11 protein-coding genes and 1 tRNA gene are annotated in these 13,359 nt (G+C 67.3%); 9 read left to right on the top strand and 3 right to left on the bottom strand.

Features of this window, described 5'->3' with window-relative positions; genetic code table 11:
• Positions 1 to 16 precede the first annotated feature (16 nt).
• The 9 genes from ACFQZV_RS07040 to ACFQZV_RS07080 all read left to right on the top strand — a co-directional run bounded on the left by ACFQZV_RS07040 (position 17) and on the right by ACFQZV_RS07080 (position 8,329).
• On the top strand, positions 17 to 538 hold the full coding sequence (locus ACFQZV_RS07040) for an FtsB family cell division protein (protein ID WP_378750311.1): 522 nt from the start codon (positions 17 to 19) through the stop codon (positions 536 to 538).
• Between the two features lie 59 nt (positions 539 to 597).
• Positions 598 to 1,116 carry a DUF501 domain-containing protein gene (locus ACFQZV_RS07045; protein WP_378750309.1) on the top strand — a complete coding sequence of 173 codons (519 nt, stop codon included), beginning with the start codon at positions 598 to 600 and terminating at the stop codon, positions 1,114 to 1,116.
• Positions 1,113 to 2,396, top strand: coding sequence for a S8 family serine peptidase (locus tag ACFQZV_RS07050; protein WP_378750307.1), 1,284 nt, complete (start codon positions 1,113 to 1,115; stop codon positions 2,394 to 2,396). The genes ACFQZV_RS07045 and ACFQZV_RS07050 overlap by 4 nt, the downstream gene beginning before the upstream one ends.
• 34 nt (positions 2,397 to 2,430) lie before the next feature.
• Entirely contained in the window at positions 2,431 to 3,831 is a 1,401-nt protein-coding gene (locus ACFQZV_RS07055) for an NAD(P)/FAD-dependent oxidoreductase (protein WP_378750426.1), read from the top strand.
• A 48-nt stretch (positions 3,832 to 3,879) separates the two neighbouring features.
• Positions 3,880 to 3,953 (top strand) — tRNA-Leu (locus tag ACFQZV_RS07060).
• A 267-nt stretch (positions 3,954 to 4,220) separates the two neighbouring features.
• The gene (locus ACFQZV_RS07065; protein WP_378750305.1) at positions 4,221 to 5,450 is read left to right on the top strand and encodes an alanine racemase; all 1,230 of its coding nucleotides are present in this window, start codon (positions 4,221 to 4,223) and stop codon (positions 5,448 to 5,450) included.
• The gene (locus ACFQZV_RS07070; RefSeq protein WP_378750303.1) at positions 5,447 to 6,757 is read left to right on the top strand and encodes a D-arabinono-1,4-lactone oxidase; all 1,311 of its coding nucleotides are present in this window, start codon (positions 5,447 to 5,449) and stop codon (positions 6,755 to 6,757) included. The genes ACFQZV_RS07065 and ACFQZV_RS07070 overlap by 4 nt, the downstream gene beginning before the upstream one ends.
• 82 nt (positions 6,758 to 6,839) lie before the next feature.
• Positions 6,840 to 7,409: a LemA family protein gene (locus ACFQZV_RS07075; protein WP_378750301.1), complete on the top strand. Its 570-nt coding sequence runs from the start codon at positions 6,840 to 6,842 to the stop codon at positions 7,407 to 7,409.
• A gap of 29 nt (positions 7,410 to 7,438) precedes the next feature.
• Positions 7,439 to 8,329 (top strand): M48 family metalloprotease, encoded by an 891-nt coding sequence (locus tag ACFQZV_RS07080; protein ID WP_378750299.1) that lies wholly within the window; start codon positions 7,439 to 7,441, stop codon positions 8,327 to 8,329.
• A 101-nt stretch (positions 8,330 to 8,430) separates the two neighbouring features.
• On the opposite strand, the gene ACFQZV_RS07085 is transcribed toward ACFQZV_RS07080, so the two are convergent.
• The 3 genes from ACFQZV_RS07085 to ACFQZV_RS07095 all read right to left on the bottom strand — a co-directional run bounded on the left by ACFQZV_RS07085 (position 8,431) and on the right by ACFQZV_RS07095 (position 13,335).
• Positions 8,431 to 10,878 carry a CocE/NonD family hydrolase gene (locus ACFQZV_RS07085; protein ID WP_378750297.1) on the bottom strand — a complete coding sequence of 816 codons (2,448 nt, stop codon included), beginning with the start codon at positions 10,876 to 10,878 and terminating at the stop codon, positions 8,431 to 8,433.
• Positions 10,879 to 11,100: 222 nt separating this feature from the next.
• A complete protein-coding gene (locus ACFQZV_RS07090) occupies positions 11,101 to 12,006 on the bottom strand; it encodes a hypothetical protein (protein WP_378750295.1) in 906 nt (301 codons plus the stop codon).
• A 9-nt stretch (positions 12,007 to 12,015) separates the two neighbouring features.
• The gene (locus ACFQZV_RS07095) at positions 12,016 to 13,335 is read right to left on the bottom strand and encodes a winged helix-turn-helix domain-containing protein (RefSeq protein ID WP_378750293.1); all 1,320 of its coding nucleotides are present in this window, start codon (positions 13,333 to 13,335) and stop codon (positions 12,016 to 12,018) included.
• Positions 13,336 to 13,359 lie beyond the last annotated feature (24 nt).

Raw genomic sequence — 13,359 nt, forward strand, 5'->3', positions numbered from 1 at the left:
CCGGAAGGGGGGCCGCGTGAACACGAAGGCTCCCCTTTCGACTTCTCGCCGGCGCACGCGGCGCCGCGTCGACGTGCGCCAGTGGCTCGGCGGCATCCGCCTGTCGGGGTTCATGGTCATCATGCTCGGCCTCGTCGTGCTTGCCGCGTTCGTGCTCGTGCCCACGCTCGGCACCTACATCGGGCAGCGTCAGCAGATCGCAGCGCTCGAACGCGCGGTGGCGGCGACCGAAGAAGAGGTCGCCGAACTCGAGGCCGAGCGAGATCGCTGGCGTGATCCCGCGTACGTCACCTCGCAGGCCCGCGAACGGCTCTATTACGTGCGTCCCGGCGAGGTCGTCTACCTCGTCGACGACGATCTGCCCGAAGATGAGCACCCGCGCGAACAGCAGCCCGTGAGCACCGACGTCGAGGAGACGACGACGGATTGGATGGGCCAGTTCGTGCGATCCCTGACCGAGGCGGGCGCCGCGCAGACGGTCGCCCCACCCACCATCGGGGTGCCGGATCCTGAGCCCACGCCGACCCCGACGCCCTGACACGCGCGACACGGCCGCGCCCAGCGGTGACACAGCCGCCGCCCGCTAGCCTGGACGACGTGTCGACCCCTGCCCTCTCGCCTGTGACGGATGCCGATCTTGAGGTTCTCCGTCAGCAGCTCGGGCGCCCCGTTCGCGGCGCGGTGGGAATCGCGGCGCGCTGCGCCTGCGGCAACCCGACTGTCGTCGCCACCGCACCGCGGTTGCCCGATGGCACCCCCTTTCCGACGTTCTACTACCTGACACACCCGGGAGCGACGGCGGCGATGTCGGCGCTGGAAGCAGATCAGGTCATGCGGGAGTTCAACGCCGACCTCGCCGAAGATGCCGACTTGCAGGCCGAGTACGCGCGCGCGCACGAGGCGTACCTGGCCGACCGCGCCGCTTTCGGCGAGGTGGCCGAGATCGACGGCATCTCGGCCGGGGGCATGCCCACCCGCGTCAAGTGCCTGCACGCCGTCCTCGCCCACACCCTCGCCGCAGGACCCGGGGTGAATCCCTTCGGCGACCGCGCGCTGGAGATGTCCTCGTGGCACCCGCAGCGGTGCGTGTGCGCACCGCCCGGAGAGACCGGATGAGACGTCCGCTCGCGGTCGCTGCCTCGCTCGCTCTCGCGTCGGCGATGGCATGGACCCCCGCGCTGGGCGCCACGGCACCGACCTCGGCAACACCCGAGCCCGATCCGGTGCGCGAGGCGCAGTACTGGCTCGACGACTACGGCATCACCGAGGCGTGGGAGACTACCCGCGGCGCCGGTGTGCGGATCGCGATCATCGACACGGGTATCGGGCGCGGTCCCGCCGAGTTCACCGGAGCGGTCGTCGGGGGGACGGACGTCTCGGGAATGGGCGCACCCGATGGGCGTGCGCCGGTGGGAGCACTGGATTCGAACCACGGCAGCTGGGTCGGATCGCTCGCCGGTGCCCGCGGTACGGGCGCCGACACGGGCATGATCGGGGTCGCGCCCGAGGCGGAGTTGCTGTCGGTGTCCGTCGGATTCGGATCGGCCGCGTCGGTGCCGTTCACGGATCAGATCGCCGACGCCGTCGTCTGGGCCGTCGACAACGGCGCCGACGTCATCAACCTCTCGCTGACGACCAACGTTCCCGACTGGGACCCGAGCTGGGACTCCGCGTTCTCGTATGCCTTCGACAATGACGTGGTCGTCGTGGTCGCCGCCGGAAACCGCGGCAACGGCACGACGCGCGTGGGCGCTCCCGCCACGATCCCGGGCGTGCTGACCGTCGGCGGCGTCGACCCCTCGGGACGTGCAAGCCTCGGTGCGTCGACGCAAGGCATCACGATCGGAGTGTCCGCTCCGAGCGAGGACCTTCTCGGCGTCTCCGCCGACGGCCGGCTCGTCACCTGGGACGGCACCAGCGGCGCGGCCCCGATCGTCGCCGGGATCGCCGCTCTCGTGCGGTCCGCGCATCCCGATCTCGACGCGAACAACGTGATCAACCGCATCATCCGCACGACACGCCCGGCGCCACAGGCGACGGCGTCGCCCGACCCGCTCTACGGGTACGGATTGGTGGATGCCGCAGCCGCGGTCAGTGAGTCCGTTCCCACGGTGACCGCGAACCCCATGGGCGACCTGGAGGAGTGGATCCGCCTCTTCCGCCGCGCCGATGCGGCACCGGCGCCGTCGGTCACCGCGGCGCCCGTCGTGGTCGATCCGCTCCCTCCGGCGGCGGAGTTGCCACCCGAGGCTTCCCCCTTGCTACCGTCGGAAGAGACGCTGCTCTACGGAACCGTACCGCTGGTCGTGCTGACCGGCACCGCTATACTGGGGGCGCTCGGCGTCACCGCAGCTGTCCGACGCATCCGATTGGCGTCCCGTACGCCGAGCCGCTGACACAGGAGGAGTACTCCCCGCCGTGACAAACACCGTGCCCAGAATCCTCATCGTCGGTGGCGGATACGCGGGTTTCTACACCGCATGGAAGCTTGAGAAGCACCTGCGCAAGGGTGAAGCCGATGTGACGATCGTCGATCCGCTTCCCTACATGACCTACCAGCCGTTCCTCCCCGAGGTCGCAGCCGGGTCGATCGAAGCCCGCCACTCGGTCGTCGCTCTTCGGCGGCACCTCGACAAGACCTCGATCGTCGCCGCGAAGGTCACCGGCATCAACCACGCGAACAAGGTCGCCACGATCACCCCGATCGCCGGTGAACCCTACGAGATGGAGTACGACCAGATCGTCGTCACCGCCGGTGCCGTCTCGCGTACGTTCCCGATCCCGGGTATCGCCGACAACGCGATCGGCCTGAAGACCATTGAAGAAGCCGTGGCGATCCGCGACCGCCTCATGTCGAACTTCGACAAGGCGTCGACGCTTCCTCCCGGTCCGGAGCGCGACCGTCTCCTGACCGTCGTCGTCGTCGGCGGTGGATTCGCCGGCATCGAGGTCTTCGCCGAACTGCGCTCCCTTGCATCGTCGCTGGTCGAGCGGTACCCGCAGATCACGTTCGAGGACACGCATTTTCACCTCGTCGAGGCGATGGGGCGCATCATGCCCGAGGTTTCGCTGAAGACGAGCGAGTGGGTGTTGCGAAACCTTGCCAAGCGCGGCGCGGCGGTGCACCTCGACACCCAGGTGACTGGTGCCGTCGACGGCAACATCGAGCTGTCGACCGGCGAGACGATTCCCAGCGATCTCATCATCTGGACCGCGGGTGTCATGGCGAACCCGACGGTTGTGCGCGGTGGCGACCTCCCGGTCGAAGAGCGCGGCCGGATCCGCACGCGCGCCGATCTGCGCGTCGGCACTGAAGACGAGATCGTCGAGGGCGCCTGGGCTGCCGGCGACGTGTCGGCTGTGCCGGATCTCTCCGGCGGTGGAGTCGGGGGCTACTGCGTCCCGAACGCGCAGCACGCGGTGCGTCAGGCCAAGCTCCTCGCCAAGAACCTCGTCGCGGTTCTGCGCGGTGAGGTGCCCAAGGAGTACTTCCACAAGAACCTCGGAGCCGTCGCCGGTCTCGGTCTGTGGGTCGGAGTCTTCCAGTCGGGCAAGTTCGCTCTCACCGGACCGCTCGCCTGGCTCGCTCACCGCGGATACCACGGTCTGGCGATGCCGTCATGGGAGCGCAAGTGGCGCGTGATTTGGGGTTGGTGGAACAACTTCTGGCTCGGTCGCGACCTCGTCAACCTCGAGACTGTACAGAACCCGCGCTATGTGTTCGAGGAGTTCGCGGCTCGTCCGCGTCCGCCCCAGCCTGCGGTGACGCCCCCGGCAGAGCCGCGAGGTGCGACGAAGGCCGACGCCGCGAAGGCCGACGCGGCACGCTGAACCTGCGCGGATCGACCGGGCGGTAACGTCGAGGGTGCGCACCGGCGCGCCCCCGTAGCCCAATCGGCAGAGGCAGGCGACTTAAAATCGCTTCAGTGAGGGTTCGAGTCCCTCCGGGGGTACGATTGGCGCTCACCGATTCGTGCGGCCGTGGGGCGTCGGACGCCGCACCGTCATGATGACGTGGCGGCACGCGCCACACGTCACCTCGTCCACGATGGTCGTCGAGGTGTCGGCTTGGTCCGTGCCGCACGCCGGCCGTGTGGTGCCGGCGGCCGTGTAGTGCACCACATGCGTCATGTCGACAGCGAACTCCTGACGGCCGCCCTGCGCAAGACCTATCGTGCCCATAGGGTGGAACGCATGCCCCCGCACCGCGAGCGACAGCGATGACCCCCGACCTGTTGGCGGCGCGGACGACGGGGGAGCCCTGGCTCCACCCCGCCGAGTACTGGCCGGCGTTGACGGACGCAGTGGCCGGCGAATCGGGGCCCGTAGCCGCCATCCATCTGGGTGCGCTCCGACACAACGCCCTCGACATGCTGGTGCGGGCAGCGGGAGTCCCCATTCGCGTCGCGAGCAAATCCGTGCGCGTACGCGACATCCTCGACGCGACCCTCGCACTGCCGGGCTACCGGGGAATACTGGCCTTCACGCTCCGCGAAGCCCTGTGGCTCGCCGAGACGCACGACGACATCGTGCTGGGCTATCCGACGGTAGACCGCGCCGCGCTCGCCATGCTCGCCGCCGACGAGCGGGCCGCGGCGCGCGTCACGCTGATGGTCGACGACATCGCCCAGCTCGATGTCGTCGATGAGGTCGCCCCGCCCGCGAGCCGCACCCGTCTGCGTGTGGCCATCGACGCCGATGCTTCGTGGCGTGCACCGGGCCTCGGCCACATCGGTGTGCACCGGTCGCCCCTCCACCTTCCGGGTGAGGTGGCCCGGCTCGCGCGGAGAATCACCGAGCGCGCGGGCTTCGACCTCGTGGGGCTCATGATGTACGAAGCCCAGATCGCGGGCCAGGGCGACGCGACCGGATCGGGCGACGGGGTCGTCCGCTGGATGCAACGGCGTTCTTCGGCGGAACTTCTCGATCGGCGCGCCGCCATCGTCGCGGCCTTGCGCGACATCGCGCCCCTCGAGTTCGTGAACGGGGGCGGGACCGGTTCGCTCGAGTTCACCGCATCCGACCAGGCCGTGACCGAGCTCACCGCCGGCAGCGGCCTGCTCGCCGGCCATCTGTTCGACGGATACCGGGCGTTCGATCCGGCGCCGGCGGCGGCGTTCGCGCTGGAGGTCGTGCGCAAGCCGCAACCCGACATCGCCACGGTGCTCGGCGGAGGGTGGATCGCCTCGGGGCCGCCTGTGGCGTCACGACAGCCTCGCGTCGTCTGGCCGGAGGGTCTGACGATGCTGCCGAGAGAGGGTGCGGGTGAAGTGCAGACACCCCTCATGGGTGACGCGGCGCGCTCCCTGGCGGTGGGAGATCGTGTGTGGTTCCGGCACTCCAAGAGCGGCGAGCTGGCCGAGAGGGTGCACGCATACCACCTGGTCGACGGCGCCGAGGTCGTCGGAGTCGCGCGCACCTATCGAGGCGAAGGGAAGACCTTTCTATGACAAGGCCCGGAGGAACGTGGCAGAACTGGGGCCGTTCGGAATCCATCAAGCCGCTCCGTGTCGAGTATCCCCGCTCGGTGGCCGCCGTTCAGCGCGCCGTCGACGCGGCGCGGAGCGTGGGCCTGCCCGTCAAGGCCGTGGGTGCGGGGCACAGCTTCACGGCGATCGCCGCTGCGCCCGGCGCACTGCTCGACCTCTCTGATCTGTCGGGCGTCGTCCGCGTCGAACGCGACCGCGGCCGCGTCAGTTTCGCCGCCGGAACCAGGCTGCATCAGGTTCCGCGCCTTCTCGCACCCTACGGCCTCGCCATGCAGAACCTGGGCGACATCGACCGGCAAACGATCGCCGGTGCCCTCTCGACGGGAACACACGGCACGGGCGCGCAGTTCGGTGGGTTGGCCACCCAGGTCGTCGGCGTGCGCCTGGTGACCGCAGACGGCGAGCTGCTCACCATCGACGACGAGCAGAACGCCGACCTGCTCCCGGCTGTGGCGTTGAGTCTCGGCGCGCTCGGGGTGCTCGTCGAGGTCACTCTGCAATGCGTTCCGTCCTTCCTCCTGCACGCCGATGAGCGTCGCGAGCCCCTCGACGACGTGCTCGCGACACTCGATGCGCGCGTCGAGGCCGATCATTTCGAGTTCTACTGGTTTCCGCACACCGACGTCGCGCTCACCAAGACCAACACGCGCCTGCCCGAGAGTGCCGTGCGTGCCCCGCTGCCACGGGTGGGTAAGTGGGTCGACGAGACGCTGCTCGCCAACGGCGTGTATCGCGCGACATGCGCGCTCGGCAGCGTGATCCCGGCATTCACCCCGCCCATCTCACGCTTGGCGGTCAAGCTCACCGGAAGCCGCGAATACACCGACCGCTCGCCTCGCGTGTTCACCCAGCGCCGCACCGTGCGGTTCCGTGAGATGGAGTACGCCCTCCCGGCCGACGCCGTCGGGGAGGCCTTCGCGTCCTTGCGGCGACTCATCGCCCAGAAGCGGTGGCGGATCTCTTTTCCGGCCGAGGTGCGATTCGCCGCGGCCGACGACCGGTGGCTCTCGACGGCGCACGGCCGGGCATCCGCCTACATCGCCGTGCACCGCTACTTCAGGGAGGATCCTGCGGAGTACTTCACGGCCGTGGAGCAGATCATGCTCTCGCACGGCGGTCGCCCCCACTGGGGCAAGATGCACTCGTTGGATGCGGCGGAGCTGCGCACGCGGTATGAGCGGTTCGACGACTTCGTGGCACTGCGCGATCGGCTGGATCCGGGCCGCGTGTTCGGCAACGCCTACCTGACGCGCGTGCTCGGCGTCTAGCCTGAGAGTCCGCCCGATCGGGGAGTGCCCTGTCGGGGGTCGCCGCTAGGATGAGGGGAACTTCGGAGGGGGACGACTGACAATGTGGGAATGGCTGATTCCGGTCATCATCGTCGTGGGGCTCATCGTCGTCATAGGGATCTACCTGTGGGTGACGTACAACTCGCTCGTGCAGCTCAATGTGCGCGTCGACGAGGCCTGGAGTGACATCACGATCCAGCTCAAGCGTCGCGCAGACCTGCTGCCGAACCTCATCGAGGCGGTGAAGGGCTACGCCGCACACGAGAAGGCGGTGTTCGAGAACGTCACGCGTGCGCGGGCCGAGAGCCTGACGGCCGCCGGACCCGCCGAGGCAGGAGTGGCCGAGGGACACATGCAGCAGGCGCTGAAGTCCTTGTTCGCCGTCGCTGAGGCGTACCCGCAACTGCAGGCCAGCCAGAACTTCTTGCAGCTGCAGCAGGCGATCGTCGACACCGAGGACAAGATCCAGGCGTCGCGCCGGTTCTACAACGGGGGCGTACGCGAGCTCAACACGAAGATAAAGGTGTTTCCGAACAACCTGTTCGCGCGCAACCTCGGATTCCACGAGCGCGAATTCTTCGAGGTCGTTGACGGCGCCGCGATTTCCGAGCCGCCGCGCGTGCAGTTCTGACGCACGCCACCGTCGTGCGGTAAAGCACCGTGTACTCGGCGATCGCGCGCAACAAGCGCAACACGTGGTTCATCCTCACGGCCTTCGTGCTGTTCCTCGGCGCGATCGGCGTGCTCGCAGGGTGGCTGGCGGGCAACAACTGGTGGATCACCGCCGCCGTGCTCATCTTCGCGGCCGGCTACGCGACGGTGCAGTACTTCGCGGCCGATCGCGAAGCTCTCGCGATGGCGGGGGCGGTCGAGGTCGATGCCGCAACGGCCCCGCGGTACTACCGGCTCGTCGAGAACCTCTGCATCTCGACCGGCACCCCGATGCCGCGCCTCTACGTCGTCGATGACCCGTCTCCCAACGCGTTCGCCACCGGTCGCAAGCCGGAGGAGGCGTCGATCACCGTCACCACCGGACTGTTCGAGCTGCTGACCGATCGCGAGCTCGAAGGGGTGCTCGCGCATGAACTCGCACACATCCGCAACTACGACATCCGCGTCTCACTCATCGTCTTCGGCCTCGTCGTCGCGATCGGGATCATCGCCGACATGGTGATGCGGGTCGCGTTCTTCGGAGGGCGGCGAAGCGGCGGCGGCAACAATCAGATGCAGGTGGTGTTCCTCATCTTCGGTGTCGTCGCCGCGATCGTCGCGCCGCTCCTGGCGGGCGGTGTGCAGGCCGCGATCTCGCGGCAGCGCGAATACCTTGCCGACGCCACGGGGGCGCTCACCACGCGCGATCCCGACGGCCTCGCGTCGGCGCTTGCGAAACTCGCTGACAACTCCCGACCGCTGGCACGCACGAACACCTCGATGGCACACCTGTGGATCGCCAACCCGCTGAGGCCCGCCGGATTCTCCCGGATGTTCGCCACCCACCCGCCGATCCCCGACCGCATAGAACGGCTGCAGACCATGGGCGGACGATTCTGACCTGCAGAAGATCTCACGCTTGTTCGTGTGCCGAGTTGGATCCCCTGGCCCGGCGAGAGCGCTCCGCCCCTGGATGAGGCGGAGCGCTCGATCGTGCGTGATCAGTTCGTTGGTGCTACGAGGGTGAACACCGTCGTCTGAACGTTGCCTGCAACGTCGTACACGTTCAGCGTGTTCTCACCAAGTTGCGCTCCGAACGTACCGGGTTTGATGTAGTTCACATCGGACCAGATGTTGTCGGTGAGGTTCTTCTCGATGCCGTTGAGTGTGATCTTGTCGACCCGACCCGCATCATGGAGTTTGAAACTCACCAGGGAGAATGTCCCCTCGTCGCCAACTGTGAATGAGGCGCCCTGCTTGACGGTCGCTGAGGGAGCGGTCGCGTCGATCGTGACCGTAAACTCCCGTGTCAGTGACAGGTTGCCCGCGACATCCTGCGCGTTGTACCGCACCGTGTATACACCGTCGGGCAAGCTCACCTTCGTTGAGTGACTGACTGCCGTGGACCCGTTCCCCGCGGTTTGCGTCGATTTCACAAGTGCGCCGTTTTTGTAGATGTTCGCGACAACGCGACTTATCCCGATGTCGTCTGTTGCATCTACCTGCATATTGAGGACGTTGACTGGCGCAGTCGACGTCGGTGAAACGAGTGATGTCACGGGGCGGTTGCTTTCGAACGGGATCCCCAGTCCGCCCGAGGCGAATGCAGCGCGAGCGCCGCCGACGATCGGCAACGAGATCGACGAGGTCACCGCATCCAACGTGATGGTGGCATTCGGCGAACCCGCCACGAATCCGGAGAGGTTGGTGGAGAGTACGACGCCGATTCGCGAACCGGCGGGGAAGACATGGTCGTACGGTTCCATCTTCCAGTCGAAGTCATACTCTTGCCCAGGCACGACCGGAGCCGCTGCGCCCTCTTGGAGCGACTCACGGTTGGACGAGTCCAGCACGCCGCGCGACAGACGCCAGTACGGTGATTCACTCGCGCGCCGTTGAGTCTCAAAGTAGCAACCGCTGTCGAACTGGCTCTCCGCCCCCCAACAGGTCCGTTCCTCGAGAGTTTGGATTCCGTCCCCTGGTGATCTCGGCGTACGTGTCGCCGTGCTGTAGTCAATCAAGAGGGCCGACAGATTCGACTGTTCCTGACTGAGGGACGCGTCGAGTCGCACGATCGGGGTGCCCGAAACTCGTAGTTCGTGAGTGAGCGGCTCGGACAGGAGTACGAGTCGGTTCGATTGGGCCGCTTCGGGATTGGAGGCGAGGGAAGCCTCCGACGGCGAGTTGGAGCCACCGACGATGTCGAGCGTCGTTGCGCCGTCGGCGGGTCGGAAGCCGAGAGAGCCCGGTGCGCCCGACGTGGTTCCACTGAGGCTCAAGTCCACGTATTCCGTACCGGGCGCCGGCCAGGACGCTTCGTCGACATACTCGGATGGGCCGAACTCGACTGTGGACTGCGGTTCGGCCATGATTCCGTTGTCGATTCCCTTCAGCCAGTAATCGAACCAGCGGTGCAAGGTATCGACCCAGACATCGCGACGGAAATCAAACGGATCGATGTGCCCGAGCCGAGGCAGCCATACCTTGCGGGGGACGTTGTGTTCGCCAAGCGCATCCCAGTAGTCGGCGAACTGGCTCATACGAACGTTGTCGTCGTTGAGGCCATGGATCGCGAAGACGGACGCTGTCATGTTGGCGACGTCGCGAGTGTAATCGCGCTCATCCCAGAACGGGTTGTAGTCGCCAGTCTCGTCGCCGTCGACCTCGTTCATCGTTGCACGTGTTGGCGCGCATAGTGCGCGGCGATCCGGATTCGTCACAGTGTTGGCGAGGCTTCCGGGGTAATTCGTGTTGTGGCGGACGCCGTTCGTTCGCGAGTACTTGTACCAGTCGCTGATGGCATCAATCGGGACGATCGTCGTCAGGCCCTCCACGCCGGTCGCAGCAACGCCGTTCGCGAGCGTTCCGTCATACGACTTTCCGATCATCGCGGACTTTCCGGTGTGCCAGGCGGCCGTTGCAAGATTCCCCTGTGAATCGAAGCCTTGGGTGCGACCATTCAACCAATCGACAACGACTCTCATGCTCTCGATGTCGCCGGAACCTCCGTGCAGGGGACATCCGGTCGAAAAGCCCGTCCCATTCATCTGCGCATGTACCACTGCATAGCCGCGTGGCACGAAGTAGTTGTCGTAGTAGAGCGGAAACAGGTCGGTGACCCCATCGCCGTCCAGATCGCGGAGTTGCTGAGACTCGTTGCCCCGCCCAACGGTGGTGAAGTAGGGGCTGGCATCGATGATGGCGGGGACTTTCAGATCACCGGCGGTTTCGATCGGTCTGATGATGTCGATCGCTGTGACGTCCGTTTCGCCATCCAGGTCCTGGTCGACTCCCGGCACTGGGATGAAGATCCTCTCCCGGATCGCCGAGGCATAGTCCGAGATTGGTTCTGTCGCACTCGCGAGTGTGGGGAGGATCGTGCCGGAGGTAGCCGAGGCGGTGGTCGGCGTGAGGACGGCAACGGCAAGAGCCGCGGACGTCGCGAGCACTGTGAGCGTGCGAAGGCGTCGCACCGACTGTGTCGGTGAGGGGGATGGGGGATGCGTCATATGCAATGCATAGCGTGTCCACAGGTATATCGCCTAGTGTTCGGACAACATTCGCGCGGAAGATTCTTCAACTAGTGATGGCCCGCACTCCGTTTCGGCGCCGAAAATGCTTCATCAGGCTACGTTCTACCGTGCACGTTGGTGCAACGGAATCACGCGCGGTCAGCCCACGAGCAACCGCATCTCGTCGCCGGTGAAGCGCACGTGGCCGCGGATGCTCCATTGGTCGGTCTGATACGTGAAGGATGCGGTATCTCCGCCGCGTGTCGTTCCGGTCACGGTCGCGACCACCGCGCCGCCCGTCGCGGCGAACGTCTCGGCGTCAGCTGTCAGTTCGACGGCCGGGGTGGCCTCGATGCGGAAGGCGACGGAGTCCAAGGTCGCCAGATCGGCCTCCCACGGGATGCGGATGCCGCACGACGGGGGAACGGCATCGGTCGCCGAGGCACACTCCGCCGCGTACAGATCGATCTGCTCCTGGGCGAGCGCGGTCGCCGCGTCGGTGAGGGACGGCTCCAGGGCCACCGCGACGGGCGTGCCCGGGGGTGCCGCGACGATCGCGGCGTCATCGAGGATCCCGGTGGGCGCGGCCGCGACCGTGTACACGGCCGGCAGCACCCGGATCGTCGCGTCGATGGGCTGCACGACACCACCGACGGCGGCCGAGTCACCTCGTCTGGTCTGCACATCGAGCCCACCGAGGGCGTCTTCTGCGACGAGCCAGGAGCCGGTGGAATCCTCCACGGTGAACCCGAACATGACCCGCTCGCCGTCGAAGATCGCCTCCGCTGTGACCGCGGCAGAACCCTCTCCATCGACGACGTCGAATGTCGGGTCGCTGAGGTAGCCCGTGGCCTCTGCGAACATCGATTCGAGCGCGTCGCGATCGGCATCTGCGGGAAGAACCGGAGCTATCGCCGCGACATCACCGTCGGCCAGCCCCGTAAGGTAGGTCTCTGCCGCGTCCCGCGCCGACGGTGGCCGCGAGAGCGCCCACCACGTCAGCGCACCGCCCGCGATCACCACGACGGCGATGATCGCGGTGAGGACGATCGCGCGGCGGTTCACACACCCACGCTAGCCCGACAGCTCATCGTCAGCGAGCGGGGTCGGCTCGGGGCCGGTCGACTCGTGCCGCTGCGCATCCGGCATGACGGCGGCGAGGTCGTCGGTGGCCGTCCCCCATCGCGAGATCGACACGCTCTCCAGGCCCTGCCAGCGAGCTGCCGTCGTGAGCTCGTCCGCCAACCGCTCCGCGGCGTCGGCGGGGTGCCCGTTCTCCCACCATGCGGACTGCACGAGCAGGCGCGAAGAGGCACGATCGGCTTTGAGATCGACACGCCCGACGACGTCATCGCCGATGAGCACCGGGAGTGAGTAGTACCCGAAGCGTCGCTGAGCTGCGGGGGTGTAGATCTCGATGCGGTACTCGAAATCGAACAGGCGCTCGGCACGGTCCCGGAACCACACCATCGGGTCGAACGGCGTGAGGATGGCCGCGGCGTCGACACGACGGGGGCGCGCGGCATCCGTGTGCAGCCAGGCTCTCGCGGGGCGACCGGCAGAGGTCCACCCCTCGACGCGCGCCGGAACCACTTCGCCCGCGTCGACGAGGTCGTCGAGCGCGCTGAGCACGGCGCGGCGGTCGCGGATCCGCCAATAGTCGGCGAGATCGGATGCAGTCGCGATGCCGTACGCGCGCGCAGCGCGACGGATGAGTTCGCGGATCGCATCGGTGCGTGCCACCGGCGTCGCCAGGATGTCGGCGGGGATGACCTGCTCGGCGAGGGCATACCGGCGTTCGAACCCACGCCGCCCCGCGATCGCGACCTCGCCGAACAGCCACAGGTACTCCAGTGACTGTTTGACGGCGTCCCAGTCCCACCACGGTCCGCGCGTGGCCCGCCGCGCATCGTGCTCGATGTCGGCGGGTCGCAGTGGGCCGCGGTCGGCGAGTTCGGCGCGCACCCAAGCGACGACGTCTCGGTGCGCGGTCATCCAGTCACCGTCGGACGAGGCGTGGCGTGCTCGGAACTCTTCCATGCGGAAACCGAACAGCGACCAGTCTTCGGCCGGGATGAACGACGCGACGTGCGCCCAGTACTCGACGTACGGCGCGCGACGTGCGAAAAGGAGGCGGTCCAGGGCCGCGGTTTCGTAGGCGCCGAGCCGCGAGAAGAGCGGCATGTAGTGCGACCGGGCGAAGACATTCACCGAGTCGATCTGCAGCACGCCCATGCGCGCGAGCGCGAGGTTCAGCTGTCGCGTTCCCACGGCGGTCGGACGCGGACGCGAGAATCCCTGTGCTGCCAACGCGATGCGTCGTGCTTCGGCACCGCGAAGGTGAAGTGGAGCACCGGCTCGGCCGGGGGAGAGGGAGGCGCGGGTCGCGGTCACGCGCGTCAGCCTAGCCACGACCTC

Source organism: Microbacterium koreense (assembly GCF_042677105.1).
GTDB lineage: Bacteria > Actinomycetota > Actinomycetes > Actinomycetales > Microbacteriaceae > Microbacterium > Microbacterium koreense.

Excerpts from the sequence above, each read along its gene's own strand:
- ACFQZV_RS07070 (WP_378750303.1), top strand. The coding sequence starts at position 5,447 with ATGACAAGGCCCGGAGGAACGTGGCAGAACTGGGGCCGTTCGGAATCC.
- ACFQZV_RS07075 (WP_378750301.1), top strand. The coding sequence starts at position 6,840 with ATGTGGGAATGGCTGATTCCGGTCATCATCGTCGTGGGGCTCATCGTC.
- ACFQZV_RS07065 (WP_378750305.1), top strand. The coding sequence starts at position 4,221 with ATGACCCCCGACCTGTTGGCGGCGCGGACGACGGGGGAGCCCTGGCTC.
- ACFQZV_RS07050 (WP_378750307.1), top strand. The coding sequence starts at position 1,113 with ATGAGACGTCCGCTCGCGGTCGCTGCCTCGCTCGCTCTCGCGTCGGCG.